Source organism: Acetobacter sp. DsW_54 (assembly GCF_002153575.1).
Taxonomy (GTDB): Bacteria; Pseudomonadota; Alphaproteobacteria; order Acetobacterales; family Acetobacteraceae; genus Acetobacter; species Acetobacter fabarum.
Window position 1 is genome coordinate 19,606 of sequence record NZ_JOPD01000005.1, and the last position, 14,309, is coordinate 33,914.

Genomic DNA, 14,309 nt, shown 5'->3' on the forward strand with positions numbered 1-14,309 from the left:
TGATTATGAGAGCCGTTTTATCCTTGCAAAAGCTCTTCCGGTTTAATGTGGCGGGCCACCAGTCCAGCGTGGGCACGGAGGTGCTGGCCGGGCTCACAACCTTTGGCGCCATGGGGTATATTATTGCGGTCAATCCGGCCATTCTGGCAGCAACGGGTGCCAACCGGGCGGATATGATTACCGTAACCGTGCTGGCCGCCATGTGTGGCTCCCTGCTTATGGCGTTTTTGTCACGCCTGCCCATTGCGCTGGCACCGGGCATGGGGTCCAACGTGGTTTTTGCTCAGGTTGTTGTGGTTAAAATGGGCCTGTCCTACGGCACGGCGCTTACCATGGTGCTGGTGGGGGGTATTCTGTTTACCTGCCTGTCGCTCAGCAATGTGCGCCAGCATATTGTGCGGGGCTTTCCCGCCTCTATCCGTATTGGGTTACAGGCCGGTATTGGCCTGTTTATTGCCTATCTGGGCCTGCGCAGCGGGGGGCTGATTGTAACGGACCCAGGCGGGGGCGTTGCCTTTGCGGATTTGCGCTCCCCCTCGGTTATGGTGGTTTTTCTCTCGCTTTTGCTCATCGCGGCACTGGTGGCGGCCCGTGTGCGGGGGGCCATGCTGCTGTCCATTCTGGCGGTTACGGTGGCGGGGCTGTTTATCCAGACCTCTCCGGGTCATGTCATGACCGTTCTGCCTGCGCAGGCGGTGGCCCTGCCCCATGCGCCCAGCGCGTACCTGTTTGCGTTTGATACGACCGAGTTCTTCCACAACTTTTTTCTGGTCCTGCCCCTGACCCTTTATTTTTTCCTGTCCGACTTTTTCTCCGCCACAGCGACCATGATCGCGGTCACGCGGCGGGCGGGCATGATGGATGCGCAAGGCAATTTTATGAACTCCCGGCGTGCGTTTCTGGCCGATGGGCTGGCCTCCATTGTGGGGGCGTGTCTGGGGAGCCCGACCGTGGGGGCGTATGTTGAATCCGCAACCGGGGTGGAGGCAGGCGGGCGCACGGGCCTGACAACCCTGACCGTAGCCATACTGTTTGGCCTGAGTGCGTTTTTCTGGCCCCTTATTGCCTGTATTCCCCCACAGGCCACCACCGCAGCACTGGTGATGGTGGGGATTCTGATGATGGAAGGCCTGACGGAGCTGGATATATCCGACCCGCTCCAGAGTGTTTCTGCTGGCATGATCGTGCTGCTGACGGTCACAACCGCCAACCTCATGATCGGGATTTGCGCGGGGTGCTTTGCCTACACGGTCATGGCGGTTGCTACCCGGAGCTGGGGGCGGCTGACACCGGTTTTCCTGCTGACCAATGTCCTGCTGGTGATCTACCTTGTGCTGGTGACCTACACGGTCAACTAACGCGCCCCTGTGCCAGACGTATTGATGTAAAAGGCCATGTGCGCAGCCTGCGCGTGGCCCCCTGTTGTCCACAGTGGTTAAGGCTGTGTGCCTGCCACAATGCGGTAAAGACGATGAGCGATGAACACGCGCCAGCAATTTACAAGCGATAACTACGCCGGGATGTGCCCCGAGGCATGGCAGGCCATGATGCAGGCCAATGTTGGCTCGTTGATCCCCTATGGGGAGGATGAATGGACCAGCCGGGCGGCAGACGCTTTTCGCGCCCTGTTTGAAAAGGAGTGCGAGGTCTTTTTTGTCTTTAACGGCACGGCGGCCAATTCACTGGCGCTGGCGGCTCTCTGCCAGTCTTATAACAGCGTGATCTGTTCCTCCTACGCGCATGTGGAAACGGATGAGTGCGGAGCGCCCGAGTTTTTTTCCAACGGTTCCAAGCTGCTTGTCGCCCGGACGGAAAGTGCAAAGCTGACCGAGCAGGATGTCAGGCTGTTATCCACCTGCCGGAGCGATATTCATTACCCCAAGCCACGGGCCGTAACCATTACGCAACCGACCGAGACGGGGGAGCTGTATTCCCTGTCCGAAATTCGCACACTGGCACAAACATGCCGTGAACTCGGGCTGTATCTGCATATGGATGGCTCACGCTTTGCCAATGCGTGCGCAGCCCTTGGCTGCACACCGGCAGACATGACATGGCGGGCCGGGGTGGATGTGCTGTGTTTTGGCGGCACCAAAAATGGCATGGCCGTCAGCGAGGCCGTTCTGTTTTTTGAGCGCGCCTTGGCCGATGGTTTTGATTACCGCTGCAAGCAGGCCGGGCAACTGGCCTCCAAAATGCGGTTTTTATCCGCTCCATGGGTGGGTATGCTCGAGAGCGGGGCATGGCTGCGTAACGCCCGGCATGCCAATACCTGCGCACGCAGGCTGGCCGAGCAGGTGGTGGGCCTGCCCGGTGTTTCGCTCATGTTTCCGGTGCAGGCCAATGGTGTTTTCATTCATGCACAGCCTGCTGTGCTGGAGCAGCTCCGGGCCTGTGGCTGGCGCTTTTATACTTTTATCGGCGGAGGGGCGCGCTTTATGTTCGCATGGGATGCGGATATGGCGGAGGTGGACCGGCTGGCAGCAGACATAAAAGCCTGCGCCAGTGCGGCCTAACCCCCAAAGGGCAGGAGGGCAGGCAGCTTTTACGCTGCCGCCAGAGCCAGCCCTTCAGCGACCGAGACAAACTCCCCGCCCAGTTCCACCTTTTCGGCCCCAAAGCGGGAGGTAAACAGGGCGCGCACCGCAGGCACAAACGATGTGCCACCAGTCAGGAACACGCGGTCGATCTGTTCGGGGGGGAGGGCTGCTTCCTGCAAGGCGGCATCTATGCCTGCGCCCAGCCTTGCAATGTCGGGTGCGATCCAGCGGTCAAAATCCTCACGCTGGATGGTGGTGTGAATATCCAGCCCCGGCTGCGTAAAGTGCAGGTCTGCCGATGTGTGGGTGGAGAGCGCGCGCTTGGTGGCCGATACGGCGTTGTAGAGTTCCTGCCCGCGCTGTTCACGCACGAGTTCGATCAGGTTCTTCAGCTTCTTGGGCTCGGTGGCGGTGCGCGCCACATCCTCGATTTCGTTCAGAATACGCGGTGTACGCATGAGCGAGAGCCGGTGCCAGCGCGCCAGTGCATGGTACCATTCAACCGGTACGGGTAATGGTTCCCCCCCCATGATGCGGAAGGTGCAATCCCGCCCAAGGTAGGGGGCCACCACGTTGTCTATGATCCGAAAATCAAACTGGTCCCCTGCAAGCCCAACCCCTGCATGGCCCAGTGGCTGCGTTGCGGTCTGGCCCTTGGGGTCAAAACGCACGACGGAAAAATCGCTTGTGCCACCACCAAAATCCCCGACCAGAACCGTTGCGGGCCGGTCCAGCCGCTGCATGAAGCGCCAGCCCGCGGCCTCTGGCTCCATCATAACCGTAACATCGGCAAAGCCTGCCTGGGCAAAGGCGGCGCGGAGCCGGGTTTCCCCCAGAGCATCATCGGCATTATCCCCCACAAAATGCACGGGGCGGCCCACCGTAACATGGCACTGGGCGGGGGAAAGCCCACCAAGGGCCATGAGTTCCTGCAAAAAGGTGGCAATCAGGCTTTCAAGCGACAGGCGCTGGCCAAAAACCTGTGTCTCGCGAAAGCTGGCCTGTGCGAGATAGGATTTCATGGACATGATCAGCCGCGTCTCGGCCGGGTCATCCAGATGTGCTTCAATGGCATGCGCGCCAACTGCGCGGTGCTGCACGCGCCGCCCGCCCTCCATGTCCTGCCATAAGGCCAGCAGTGTGCGGCAGGTTTCCGAAGGCTCACCATCAGGCGTGGCAAAGCGGATGGTCTGGATCGTGCGGTCGGGGCGCGCAATGACAATAACACTGTTGGTTGTGCCAAAATCAATGCCGATGCGGGTGGGGGCGGGTAAGGAGGTCATAACCGGCGGAAAATAGAACCCGCTCCCCCTGCTTGTCCATGCCTTATATGCGCAGGCGGGCAGGCTATGCTGCCTTTTGGGCTGCCTGCATGGGGCATGCCTTACATGGTGTGCCGTCTGGGGCTGGTTGTGGCTTTAGTCCGGGCCTGTGCCCGTGTTTGGCCCACAGGCGGAATACGCGGGCTGGGTGGCCTGCTGCATGCCGGGCCTGCCCGCATGGGGGCGGGTTACGCGTAGGGTGGCCAGTGCCGCGCAAAGGCACAGCGCAAGGCTGAACAAGCCGGTCCACAGGTAAAGCCCATGTGTTTGGGTGGCGCTGGCAAAGAGCGTTGTTGCCGCCTGGGAGAACATCCACGCCCCTCCAGCGCGGGAGGCCAGCTTGCCCGTGGGGTCCACAAGGCAGGTCAGGCCGACAAGGCTGGGGTACACAAAGAACCACGCAGCATAATTCAGGACAAAGGCGGTGCAGAACAGCCATGGCGTGGGCGGGCAGGCCTGCACCACGCAAACGCCGCCTGCCAGAACAAGGGCGGGCACAAGCAGGGGGCTGGTTATGTGCCTGCGGCTTTGCAGCACCGTAGCAAGGCAGACCACAAGCCCCGCAATATTGGCAACAGCCGACAAAACCCCAAAAGAGGAGGGTGCCAGCCCAACAGAAAGGCCAATCCGCTGGGTAAAAGGCCATACCGCCAGACTACCCCCGGTGTAAAACAGCACGGCCAGCAAAGCCCACACAGGGGCCGCATGAGCCGGGGCGGCATAACCGGCCTGCGGGTTGGCGCCGGGGGTGGGCAGAACCGTATCGGGCAGAAAAAACAGGAGTGGCAGCAGCACAACAACAAGCCCTGCCAGTGCCAGAAAAATACCTTTCTGCCCCGCCAGTGCACTGGCATGGGGGAGCAGCAGGCTTGCCAGACTAAAAACAACAGTCTGCACCACCATAACAAAGGCCAGCACAAACACAGGTTTGCCCAACCGGCTGGCCCCGATATTGACTACCGCATTCAACCCGCCAAGGCAGCCGCCGGAGAGCACGCGCAGGGCCAGCAGGGGCCACACCCCCACGGCAAAGGCGGAGCCTGCCTGTGCGACAACCAGCCCAATGCCAGCCAGCAGGGCCACCAGACGCAGCTTTAACCGGGCAGACAGGGGGGCTATGGTGGTCATGGCCACGGCATAGGCCAGCATTTCCACACAGCTCCATAACCCGGCCTGCATGATGCTGAACCGCCCGCCACGGACCAGCTCGCCCACGGCAAACGGGCCAAGCGAGTTCATGCTATGGGCTGCGCAGTCTGCCGCACTGATCGCGGCCAGCACCAGCAGCCCGGCCCGGTTGCGTAGCCCCCCGACCATTACAGCGCCCGCATGACTTCAAACCCGAAGGCGCGCAGGTCGCCCGGATAGCGGCTGATATTGCGATTGAAAAATTCGCCAAACGCGTTGGTGTAGGTCATCTGGTTGGTTACGTTATGGAGCCAGAAGGCCACTTCCGTTTTTTCATCCACCGAGTGCCATGCCACGCGCACATTGCCCGTAATAACCGGGTTTTGCGAAAAAGCATGCCGCACCAGAGCCTGCATCTGGGGGGATGCCAAAAAGGCGGCAGGGGTTGTGGCGTGGCTGTCCGACCATGCCTGAAAACGGTAGCGGCTTGTGTAGCGCCAGTCTGTCTGCACCGTAAAATCCCCAAAGGAGACAGGGATTTTATAGCTAAGCAAAAAGTTGGCAGTTACGTGTGGTGCGCGTTCAAGCGGCTGGCCGGACAGGTCCACCGGGTTACCACCATTAAACGGGGTTGGTGCACTGGCGTTTTTGAAGTTGGTGTAATGTGCGTCCTGGTAGGTTACGCCAAAGGAGCCAAACAGGTTTTGCAAGGGGCGTACCTGCCCTTCAAATTCAAAACCGTTCGATACCGCCTGTGCGGCATTGGTCGTGTGGGTTCCCGTATTTTGCAGGATGGTGACCTGCATGTTGTTGTAGTCGTAATGAAAGCCAGAAAGGTTGAGCTGCGCCTTGCCGCCCCAGATCCGTGCCTTTACCCCGCCTTCGTAATCCGTCAGCTCTTCAGGGTTGTACAGGCTGAAGTCGGATGTGGTGGCTACATAGGTGTTGTAGTTGCCGGTCCTGAAGCCACGGGCATAGCGCAGGTAGGCAATAATGCCCGGTGCTATGCGGTATTTAAGGCTGGCGTCCTCGCTGTCCTTGTTAAACGTCTTGCTCAGGGGTGGGCCAACCATGGCCTGCCCCGTATTGGGGTTGAGGTAGGTGTTGGTGCTTGTGTTGATGTAGGTGAGCGCACGGTTGCTGGTGTTGTAGGGGTTGGAAGGGTCCGTGTTATAAGCCCATGCCTCCCCATTGGCGCTGCGTGTTTCCGAGGTAAAGCGCCCGCCAATATCCAGTGTCAGGCGGGAGGTCAGGTCAAAGGACAGGGCCGAGAACACGGCAGCATCCTGCGTGCTGATGTTAAAGCTGGAGGCATTGCCCCCTGTGCCAAAGCTGCTGTCTATGGGGCTGTACAGGGGCTGCTGGCTATAGGACTGGGTGAGGTTGCGCATGTAATAGACGCCGCCCACATAACGTATTTTTTTGTTCTGGGGAGAAACAACCCGGACCTCGTTGCTCAGAACCCGTGCAACGCCGCCTATGTTTTCCTGATAATCCACGGGGGCGGGGCTTGCATCATCATCCGAAAAAACGTTGAAGTGGTTCCACTCCAGCGCAAAAATGTTGGCAAGGCTCCAGCCGTTTTCAAAATCATATTTGGCATTGACCGATAGGCCCGCCCGCCGGGTGGTGGCATCCGTGCGCCCGTTGTTCTGGATATTACGGGTGGAGGTCTGGGTATAACCCTGTGCATCCTCCCCACCGGGCAGCAGGCCCACATGGTCTATGGGCACCTTGGTCTTGTTGCGGCCAAGGTGCATTTTAACCAGAATAGACAAATTATCGACAGGCTTGGCCAGAATCTGCCCGCGCATATCGTAATACTGGTAGCCTCCCGTGGGGTTCTTGTGGCTGCCATTATAGTACTGTCCGTCGTAATCCCGGTTGACTATGGCAAAGCGGGCCATCAGCTTGTCTTTTATAATAGGCCCGCCCAAGGCACCTTCTTCCCCCCACAGGCCGTAATTGCCTGCTGTGCCACGTACGTAACCATCCAGTGTATTGGTGGGTTTTTTGGTATAGTAGGAAACCATGCCCGCCGTGGTGTTCTTGCCCTGCAAGGTGCCCTGTGGCCCCCTGAAAACCTCTACGTGGTCCAGGTCATAAATCGGCACACCCTGCGATGCCCCGCTATCGAGGAACACATCATCCTCGGAAACACCAACGGCGGTTGTCATGTTGGCCGAAAAATCGTTGGTGCCAATACCGCGCAGGCGGTAGCGCGGGTTGGCTGAACCGGATGTGGTTTCCGCCATAAGGCCGGGTACATCCCGTGCAAGGCTGAGTGCGTCACGCACCCCGGTTGTTTGCAGGGTTTTGCCACTGAGTGCCACAATGGATGCGGGCGTTGTATTGGCCTGCTGCGCGCGCTTGTTGGAGCGGACCGTTATTTCCTCCAGCTTGCCAGTATTCTGCGGCGCGGTAGCCTGTGCCACAGCGGGTTTGGCGGCTGTAGGGTGTGGGGCGGTTTTGGGTGCGTTGGCCTTGGCCTGCTGCTGTGCGCTGGGCAGGCTCTGCTGGGCCGCACTGGCCGCGTAAACCGTACCGGTGGAGAGCACCAGAGCAAAGGTGATCCGGTGCGTAAAAGGGGTGTGAACCATGGCTGTTCTATCCGTTCCTCTGGTAAGGCAGCCGTGATTCGGCTTCGAGCTGTTCCAGAGGTTTGTGATTTCTGATGTATTGGCGGTGTGCGTTTGCGGGGGGCTGGTAGTCCCATGGCGTACAGTGCCCCGTGGCCAGTGCCTGTTTGATCAGGGCGCGCCGCTGCTGGCTGGCCAGCACGTTGCGGTGCAGGGCGGCAAAGTTCCAGCGTTGGTAGGCTTCGTGCAAAAATGCGGCGGCGGTCTGGGCGTGCTCGGGGTGGGCAGCCAGATTACGGGTTTCGTCCGCATCATGATGGATGTTGTACAACTGGTCCGGGTCTTCGGGGGTGTGGACAAACTTCCACGGGCCACGGCGGATCATGACGGTTGGCGCAAAGGTGCCTTCGCCCAGATATTCCCCAAAAATCTCGTCTTTTTCCAGAGGCTTGCCTTCAAGGCAGGGGCTCAGGTCGCGACCATGAATGGAGGGGGCCGCCGGGGCATTGGCCAGCGCGCACAGGGTTTCCCCCACATCGGCCAGACTTACAGCCTGCGTAATGCGGTGGGCCTGTGCCTGCTCTGGCAGGGCAATAATAAGCGGCACGCGGCCTGCCCCCTCGCGGAAGGACATTTTGTACCACTGGCCGTGTTCGCCCAGCATTTCACCATGATCACTGGTGAAAACAATGGCGGTTGTCTTGTCCAGCCCGGTTTCGGCCAATGTGTCCAGCAACTGTTTGAGCTGGTGATCTATGTAGGAAATCGCCCCAAAATAGGCGCGGCGGGCGCGCAGGATGTCTGCCTCCGTTGGCGGGGCTACGTTAATGCCGCAGGCTTCGCGGATGCGCAGCTCGGCCGGGTGCGTAGGATCGGGCGCAGCCACACGTGGGAGGGGGATGGGGGTGTTCTCGTAAAGATCCCACCATCTGGGGGTAATGTTGAACGGGTCGTGCGGGTGGGTAAAGGAGGCCACAAGGCAAAAGGGGCGCTGCTGGTTTTTTGTGCGGGCCAGATCGTACAGTTTGCGCCGGGTGGCAAAGGCAACTTCTTCATCAAAATCAAGCTGGTTGCTGCGCAGGACAGGCCCGGCATTGAGCACGGAATCCATGGAATGGTACCAGTCCGGGCGGGTATTGCGGTCGCTCCAGTCGGGCACCCATGTAAAGTCGGCGGGGTAAATGTCCGTTGTCAGGCGCTCTTCAAACCCGTGGAGCTGGTCCGCCCCGACAAAGTGCATCTTGCCCGCCAGAATGGTCTGGTAGCCGCCAAGGCGCAGGCGGTGGCCAAAGGTTGGAATGTCGGAATGCCATTCGCAGCCATTGTCATACACACCATTGGCGGAGGGCAGCAGCCCGGTCATGAATGCGCTGCGGGAAGGCCCGCACAGGGGGCTGGCCGTATAGGCATTGGCAAAAACCGTGCCGTTTTTTGCCAGCCTGCTGAGCGTGGGCACCTTAACAACGCTGGGGTCCTGCCCGCCCAGCAGCGCAGGCAAAACGCAGGCCGTAAGCTGGTCGGCCACAACCACAAGAAAGTTCAGAGGTGCTGCGGACTGCTTGCTCATAACGTGAATTATCCCGAACCACAAAACAACACTATGATGATCGTTAGTTTTTATATAAGCACATAAAATATGTTATTTGTGATGTATGTTCATACTTATCCGTGGTATAAGCTGGCGTTATGACCCCCAACCAGACCGAGTATCTGCTCCGCTCCCTGCGGATTCTGGAAACCATAGGCAGGCGCGGCAGCTTTAGTGCCGCGGCAACAGAGCTGGGCATGACCCAGCCCGCCATAAGCCAGCAGATTGCCCAGTTGGAGGGGGTTCTGGGCCTGACCCTGTTCCGCCGGATTCATAGGGGGGTTACCCCCAGTGATGCGGGGCAGGTTCTGCACGCTGTGGCGGCAGATGTGCTCAGCCGGTTGCAGGCGGCCATGCAGACCATAGATGCCCGCAACACGCCCAAAAGCCTGACCGTGCTGACCGATTACGGGTTTGCCGCCAACTGGCTGCTCCCCCGTCTGGCGGATTTTGAGAGCCGACACCCCGAACTGGACCTGTGCCTGCTAACCACACAGGCCCGCCAGATGGGGGGCGTGGCTGATCAGGCGGATATTTCCATCCTGTTTGGTAAAAAACCCGAGGCCGCAGGGGGGGAGAGCCTCCGCTTGTTCGCCGAGGAAGCCTACCCCATATGCAGCCCCCGCTATCTGGCGCAAATGGGTGCGCTGTCCACCACCGCCGATCTGGCGCGTGGCCGCCTGTTGGACCTGGATAGCCCGGCCCAGCACTGGTTTACGTGGGAGGACTGGTTCAGGCTTGTAGGGCAGTCTTCCCGGCCTGCGGCCCGCACCAAAAATTCCATGCTGTTTGGGAATTACCCCTTGCTGTTACAGGCTATTTTGCAAGGGCAGGGTATTGGCCTTGGCTGGCGGCCGTTAATAGATGACTATCTGCAAAGCGGGCAGATTGTGCTGGCATGGCCTGTGCCGATCTGTAGCGAGAGAGGGTATTTTTTAACCATCAATCCCGATAAGCAGAACCGTGCCGCCGCCTTTAAGCTCTGGCTGCTGGAGCAGGCGCAAACCAGCCCGTTTGCTCCAGCATAAGTGCGGCCAAATGGGCTGTGGGGTTAAGGGGGGGTGCCTTGCCCGTGTGTGCCTGCGGGCGCTGCGGGGCTGTAAAGGCGTTCCCACCCCAGCTTTCCCACCAGCCAGCCGAGTGCAATGCAGGTTATCAGCAGTACGGCCTTTGCGCCGTCCAGCCCGAGCAGGACCAGAGCCGGGCCGGGGCAAACCCCACTCAGCCCCCAACCCACACCAAACAGCACGGACCCTGCGACCAGTCCCTTATCGGGTGGCCAGCGCCGCGGCCAGTTGAGTGTCTGTCCGCTGGCATCCCGCCCTTTACGGCGTAACAGCCAGAAGCCGGGCAGGGTTACGCCAACCGCGCCCCCCAGAACGCCTGCCAGAATGGGGTTCCAGTGCCCCGCCACATCCAGAAAACCCAGAACATTGGCAGGGTCCGCCATGCCGGAAAGCCACAGGCCGCCCCCAAACAGCAGGCCGCAAAAAAACGCGATAGCCACGTTCATAACGCCCACCCTTCCAGCCGGGATATAAACACCGTGGCTACGGCTACCGCCATAAAAATGGCAACCGCTACCAGCGATCGGCCAGACCTGTTACCCAGCCCGCAAACACCGTGCCCGCTGGTGCAACCATTGGCCAGCGCGGTGCCAAGGCCAATCAGCACGCCCGAAACAGCAAGGCGGAGCCAGCCAGTCTGGGCAAATTGTGTTGGCACGGCCGCACCTGCCATACGGGCCAGCACGCCGGTTGCAACCAGACCGGCCAGCACGGCCCAGCGCCAGTTGCGGGTGGGGTGGCGCAAGGCATTGCCCAGTATGCCACTTACCCCCAGAATGTGGCCTTCAAAGGCCATAAGCAATACGGCGGCTGTGCCAATAAGCACGCCGCCGCCCAGTGCTGCCAGCCACGCTGCGCTCATGCCTACCGCACCAGTTGTCTAAGGGATGTTATCAAGGCGTCCACATCTTCAAAGCTGTTATACAGGCCAAAGGAAGCCCGCACTGTGGCCTCTACACCAAACCTGCGCAAGGCTGGTTGCGCGCAATGATGGCCAGAGCGCGCGGCAATGCCGTGCCGGTCAAGATGTTTGGCAACATCCCCCACGCTGTGCCCATCCACAATAAAGGAAAGCACACTGGCCTTGGCCTGCGCTGTTCCAATAATGTGCACACCCGGCAGGTGCTCAAACTGTTGCGTGGCGTATTCGAGCAGAGCGTGCTCGTGCGCGGCAATGGCGGGTAGGCCAATGCCCTGCAGGTAGTCCACGGCAGCCCCAAGCCCGACCGCACCGGCTATATCGGGGGTTCCGGCCTCAAACTTTTCTGGCAGACCCTGGAACTCGGTATGGGCAAAGGTTACATCGCGGATCATATGCCCACCTCCCTGCCAGGGGGGCATGGCTTCCAGCAGGTGGCGTTTGCCATACAGAATGCCAATGCCTGTTGGCCCGTATATTTTATGGCCCGAAAGAACCAGAAAATCCGCATCCAGTGCCGCCACATTGAGCGGCAGATGCGGGGAGGACTGCGCCGCATCAACCAGCACAGGCACCCCGGCTGCGTGCGAAAGGGCTATGATCTGCTCAACCGGGTTAATGGTGCCCAGCGCATTGGCAACATGCGTGACCGAAACCAGCTTTGTGCGGCCAGAAAGGAGTGCTGCAAAATGTTCCAGCAGCAGTTCCCCCCGGTCATTGACCGGAGCAACCTTGAGCACGGCCCCCGTCTGACGGGCAAGGAGCTGCCAGGGCACAATATTGGCATGGTGCTCTATGGTGGTGATCAGTATTTCATCACCCGGGCCAATGTTGGCCCGGCCATAGCTCTGGGCCACAAGATTTATGGCCTCGGTTGTGCCGCGTACAAATACAATTTCCGCCGCCTCACGCGCGCCAATAAAGTGCTGGAGCTTTGTGCGTGCCCCCTCAAACGCATCGGTCGCACGGGCGGCCAGCGTATGGGCTGCGCGGTGGATGTTGGAGTTGTCCTGCTCATAAAATGCGGAGGTGGCGTCAATGACCGCGCGGGGTTTCTGGGTTGTGGCGGCGTTGTCCAGCCAGATCAGTTTATGGCCATTAACCCTTTGGTGCAGGATGGGAAAATCCGCCTGAATACGCGCCACATCGTACCCACCCAGTGCGGGGTGGGGCGCATGCTGGGGGGCGGCGTTGGCGGCACCTTTTGCGTGGCGTAAAAAATACGGCACGGAATGGTGTGGTGCCTCCGCTATGGCTGGCGCGGGGGCTGGGGGTGTTGTGGTGCGTGGGAGCGCGAATGTGCCGCTAAAAAAGGGCGATGTTGCGGGTTCCTCCCACAAGGGGGGACGTTCTTCCGCCTTGTTTTGTGAAACTGGGTGCCTGGACCAGACAGGTTCGTAAATAGAGGCATCCGCCCCCGAGGCAAACGGGTGGGGGGTGTTGCCCCCCTGTGTGGGGGGCAGGGGCGTGCGTGGAGCGGCAGGTGCCGCCCCATGCCCCAGCACATCGCGGAATGCCCGCTCCACCGCATGCTGCTGTGCCAGCGCCTGCGGGTCTGCAAATGTGTCAGGTGTAGTCATAATAGCTCCCGATCTGCACGTTATCGAGCCGGGCAATGGCGTCTTCCACCAGAACAGCGGCGGAGAAGTAGCGTGTGATCAGGTGCGATGCCACGGAATGCTGGTCCGTGCCGCTATACCGCACGGAAAGGCCGGGCTCCACTTCCCCCGTAACGCCTGTATTGTGCAGGCCCACAACGCCCTGTTCCTCCTCACCCACACGCAGGAGCAGGATGCTGGTCCGGCCATCGGGCGTGACGGGAATTTTGTCTGAGGGTACAAGGGGAATACCGCGCCAGGTAATAAAGGGCGAACCAAACAGGTTAATGGTCGGCGGTGGCACGCCACGGCGCGTGGCCTCGCGCCCAAAGGCCGCTATGGCTTTGGGGTGAGCAAGGAAAAAGCCCGGTTTTTTCCAGACCTTTGTCAGCAGTTCATCCAGATCATCCGGGGTGGGTGGGCCGCCGCGTGTGGGCACGCGTTGGGCAATAGCTGTTTCGTTCAGCAGCCCGAATTCGGGGTTGTTGAGCAGCTCCCATTCCTCGCGCTCGCGGATAACGTCAATCACCACACGCACCTGTTCACGCAACTGGTCAAATTCGTTGCTGTACAGGTCGGTAATACGGGTATGCGTGCGCAGAACGGTTTGAATGGAATGGATATAGTATTCGCGCGGGTGGTCCTGATAATCGACAAAAGTGGTGGGGAGTTTTGGCTCTCCGTCCACGCTGGAAAGGACCTGAATGGCGGCCTCTCCATACTGGTTTACGTCGGCGCGGCTGGCTACGTCCTGCGCGGTCAGGGCGGTTTTCAGCCACGGAGTGCTGGCGATCTGCTCGGGGGGGAGGGTGAGCAGGGTTGTTTTGCCAACGGCATGCAGGTCTTTGCTACCCAGGCCGGAGGGCGCAACAAAATGCTGCCCCGGTGCCGCAAACAGGTGCCGCACGGTGCGTGCTGCCCCGTTGTTTGTATGGTGCTGCACAGCACCGCTGGCAACAAGGGCCAGAGTGCCTTCGGGCAAGGTAAAATCGGCCCCATCGGGGTGGGTGTGGTGCTGGAACTTGCTTACAAGTTCATGGATCTGGGCATCCATTGCCTGCGAAAACTCGGGAAGTGCCCGCAGGCTTTCAGGCACGGGGCGTGCAGCATCCCCTTCACCCGTAAAGAGCACACCCCCAAAACGGGAGGAAACAAGGCGCCGGCGGTTAACGCGGAATACGCCCCCGCCAACATTCACCCAGGGGAGCAGAAGGTGCAGCCAGCGCGGGCTGCGCTCCAGATTTTGCACACGGGTTACATGGGCGGTGGAAAGCTGGCGGGCAGACAGGTTGCGGTCCAGTGCAGAGGCACTGACGGTACGGGTGGACTGTGCTTCAGTCACGGCAAATAGTCTTTCATAAAGAGGTATTATTTAAAGATGTGTTGTGCTGGAAATGGGTTTCCGAGCGTTATGGCTCGGTCAACATCGATTTATGAAAAGTAAAGTAGGATACATGGTCATGCTCCTTTTTAATAACCGACCAGATGGCCTGATTCGGTTTGTCTGTTCAGCCTAGCACCCACAAAAAGAAGGTCAACATTAAACGGAAGAAAAATGTTAATTATTC

General features: G+C 59.8%; 11 protein-coding genes. 3 read left to right on the forward strand and 8 right to left on the reverse strand.

The window, feature by feature from the left end; genetic code table 11:
- Positions 1–5: 5 nt before the first annotated feature.
- Positions 6–1,358, forward strand: coding sequence for an NCS2 family permease (locus HK20_RS03710; protein ID WP_086645747.1), 1,353 nt, complete (start codon positions 6–8; stop codon positions 1,356–1,358).
- A 120-nt stretch (positions 1,359–1,478) separates the two neighbouring features.
- Positions 1,479–2,516 (forward strand): low specificity L-threonine aldolase, encoded by a 1,038-nt coding sequence (locus HK20_RS03715; protein ID WP_086645748.1) that lies wholly within the window; start codon positions 1,479–1,481, stop codon positions 2,514–2,516.
- 29 nt (positions 2,517–2,545) lie between these two features.
- Here HK20_RS03715 and HK20_RS03720 read toward each other — a convergent pair whose 3' ends face one another.
- The 4 genes from HK20_RS03720 to betC form a co-directional block, all read right to left on the reverse strand.
- Entirely contained in the window at positions 2,546–3,823 is a 1,278-nt protein-coding gene (locus HK20_RS03720; RefSeq protein ID WP_086645749.1) for an Hsp70 family protein, read from the reverse strand.
- 135 nt (positions 3,824–3,958) lie between these two features.
- Complete coding sequence (locus HK20_RS03725) at positions 3,959–5,179, reverse strand: MFS transporter (RefSeq protein ID WP_086645750.1); 1,221 nt, start codon at positions 5,177–5,179, stop codon at positions 3,959–3,961.
- Positions 5,179–7,590 (reverse strand): TonB-dependent receptor, encoded by a 2,412-nt coding sequence (locus tag HK20_RS03730; protein ID WP_086645751.1) that lies wholly within the window; start codon positions 7,588–7,590, stop codon positions 5,179–5,181. The genes HK20_RS03725 and HK20_RS03730 overlap by 1 nt, the downstream gene beginning before the upstream one ends.
- Before the next feature lie 7 nt (positions 7,591–7,597).
- Positions 7,598–9,136 carry a choline-sulfatase gene (gene betC, locus HK20_RS03735; RefSeq protein WP_086645752.1) on the reverse strand — a complete coding sequence of 513 codons (1,539 nt, stop codon included), beginning with the start codon at positions 9,134–9,136 and terminating at the stop codon, positions 7,598–7,600.
- A gap of 119 nt (positions 9,137–9,255) precedes the next feature.
- Here betC and HK20_RS03740 point away from each other — a divergent pair, with 119 nt between their 5' ends.
- The gene (locus HK20_RS03740; protein ID WP_086645753.1) at positions 9,256–10,185 is read left to right on the forward strand and encodes a LysR substrate-binding domain-containing protein; all 930 of its coding nucleotides are present in this window, start codon (positions 9,256–9,258) and stop codon (positions 10,183–10,185) included.
- Between the two features lie 23 nt (positions 10,186–10,208).
- On the opposite strand, the gene HK20_RS03745 is transcribed toward HK20_RS03740, so the two are convergent.
- The 4 genes from HK20_RS03745 to HK20_RS03760 are packed head-to-tail and all read right to left on the reverse strand — an operon-like array spanning position 10,209 to position 14,083.
- Positions 10,209–10,670: a DUF6691 family protein gene (locus tag HK20_RS03745; protein WP_086645754.1), complete on the reverse strand. Its 462-nt coding sequence runs from the start codon at positions 10,668–10,670 to the stop codon at positions 10,209–10,211.
- Entirely contained in the window at positions 10,667–11,086 is a 420-nt protein-coding gene (locus HK20_RS03750) for a YeeE/YedE family protein (RefSeq protein ID WP_086645755.1), read from the reverse strand. Before HK20_RS03750 ends, HK20_RS03745 begins: the two co-directional genes overlap by 4 nt.
- A 2-nt stretch (positions 11,087–11,088) precedes the next feature.
- Positions 11,089–12,723, reverse strand: coding sequence for a cysteine desulfurase (locus HK20_RS03755; protein ID WP_086645756.1), 1,635 nt, complete (start codon positions 12,721–12,723; stop codon positions 11,089–11,091).
- Positions 12,710–14,083 carry a family 2B encapsulin nanocompartment shell protein gene (locus tag HK20_RS03760; RefSeq protein WP_086645757.1) on the reverse strand — a complete coding sequence of 458 codons (1,374 nt, stop codon included), beginning with the start codon at positions 14,081–14,083 and terminating at the stop codon, positions 12,710–12,712. Before HK20_RS03760 ends, HK20_RS03755 begins: the two co-directional genes overlap by 14 nt.
- Positions 14,084–14,309: the final 226 nt, after the last annotated feature.

What these genes read in the sequence shown, in the direction of transcription:
- betC (WP_086645752.1), bottom strand. Translation starts at nt 9,136, where the DNA reads ATGAGCAAGCAGTCCGCAGCACCTCTGAACTTTCTTGTGGTTGTGGCC.
- HK20_RS03740 (WP_086645753.1), top strand. Translation starts at nt 9,256, where the DNA reads ATGACCCCCAACCAGACCGAGTATCTGCTCCGCTCCCTGCGGATTCTG.
- HK20_RS03720 (WP_086645749.1), bottom strand. Translation starts at nt 3,823, where the DNA reads ATGACCTCCTTACCCGCCCCCACCCGCATCGGCATTGATTTTGGCACA.
- HK20_RS03725 (WP_086645750.1), bottom strand. Translation starts at nt 5,179, where the DNA reads ATGGTCGGGGGGCTACGCAACCGGGCCGGGCTGCTGGTGCTGGCCGCG.
- HK20_RS03730 (WP_086645751.1), bottom strand. Translation starts at nt 7,590, where the DNA reads ATGGTTCACACCCCTTTTACGCACCGGATCACCTTTGCTCTGGTGCTC.
- HK20_RS03745 (WP_086645754.1), bottom strand. Translation starts at nt 10,670, where the DNA reads ATGAACGTGGCTATCGCGTTTTTTTGCGGCCTGCTGTTTGGGGGCGGC.
- HK20_RS03715 (WP_086645748.1), top strand. Translation starts at nt 1,479, where the DNA reads ATGAACACGCGCCAGCAATTTACAAGCGATAACTACGCCGGGATGTGC.
- HK20_RS03755 (WP_086645756.1), bottom strand. Translation starts at nt 12,723, where the DNA reads ATGACTACACCTGACACATTTGCAGACCCGCAGGCGCTGGCACAGCAG.
- HK20_RS03750 (WP_086645755.1), bottom strand. Translation starts at nt 11,086, where the DNA reads ATGAGCGCAGCGTGGCTGGCAGCACTGGGCGGCGGCGTGCTTATTGGC.
- HK20_RS03710 (WP_086645747.1), top strand. Translation starts at nt 6, where the DNA reads ATGAGAGCCGTTTTATCCTTGCAAAAGCTCTTCCGGTTTAATGTGGCG.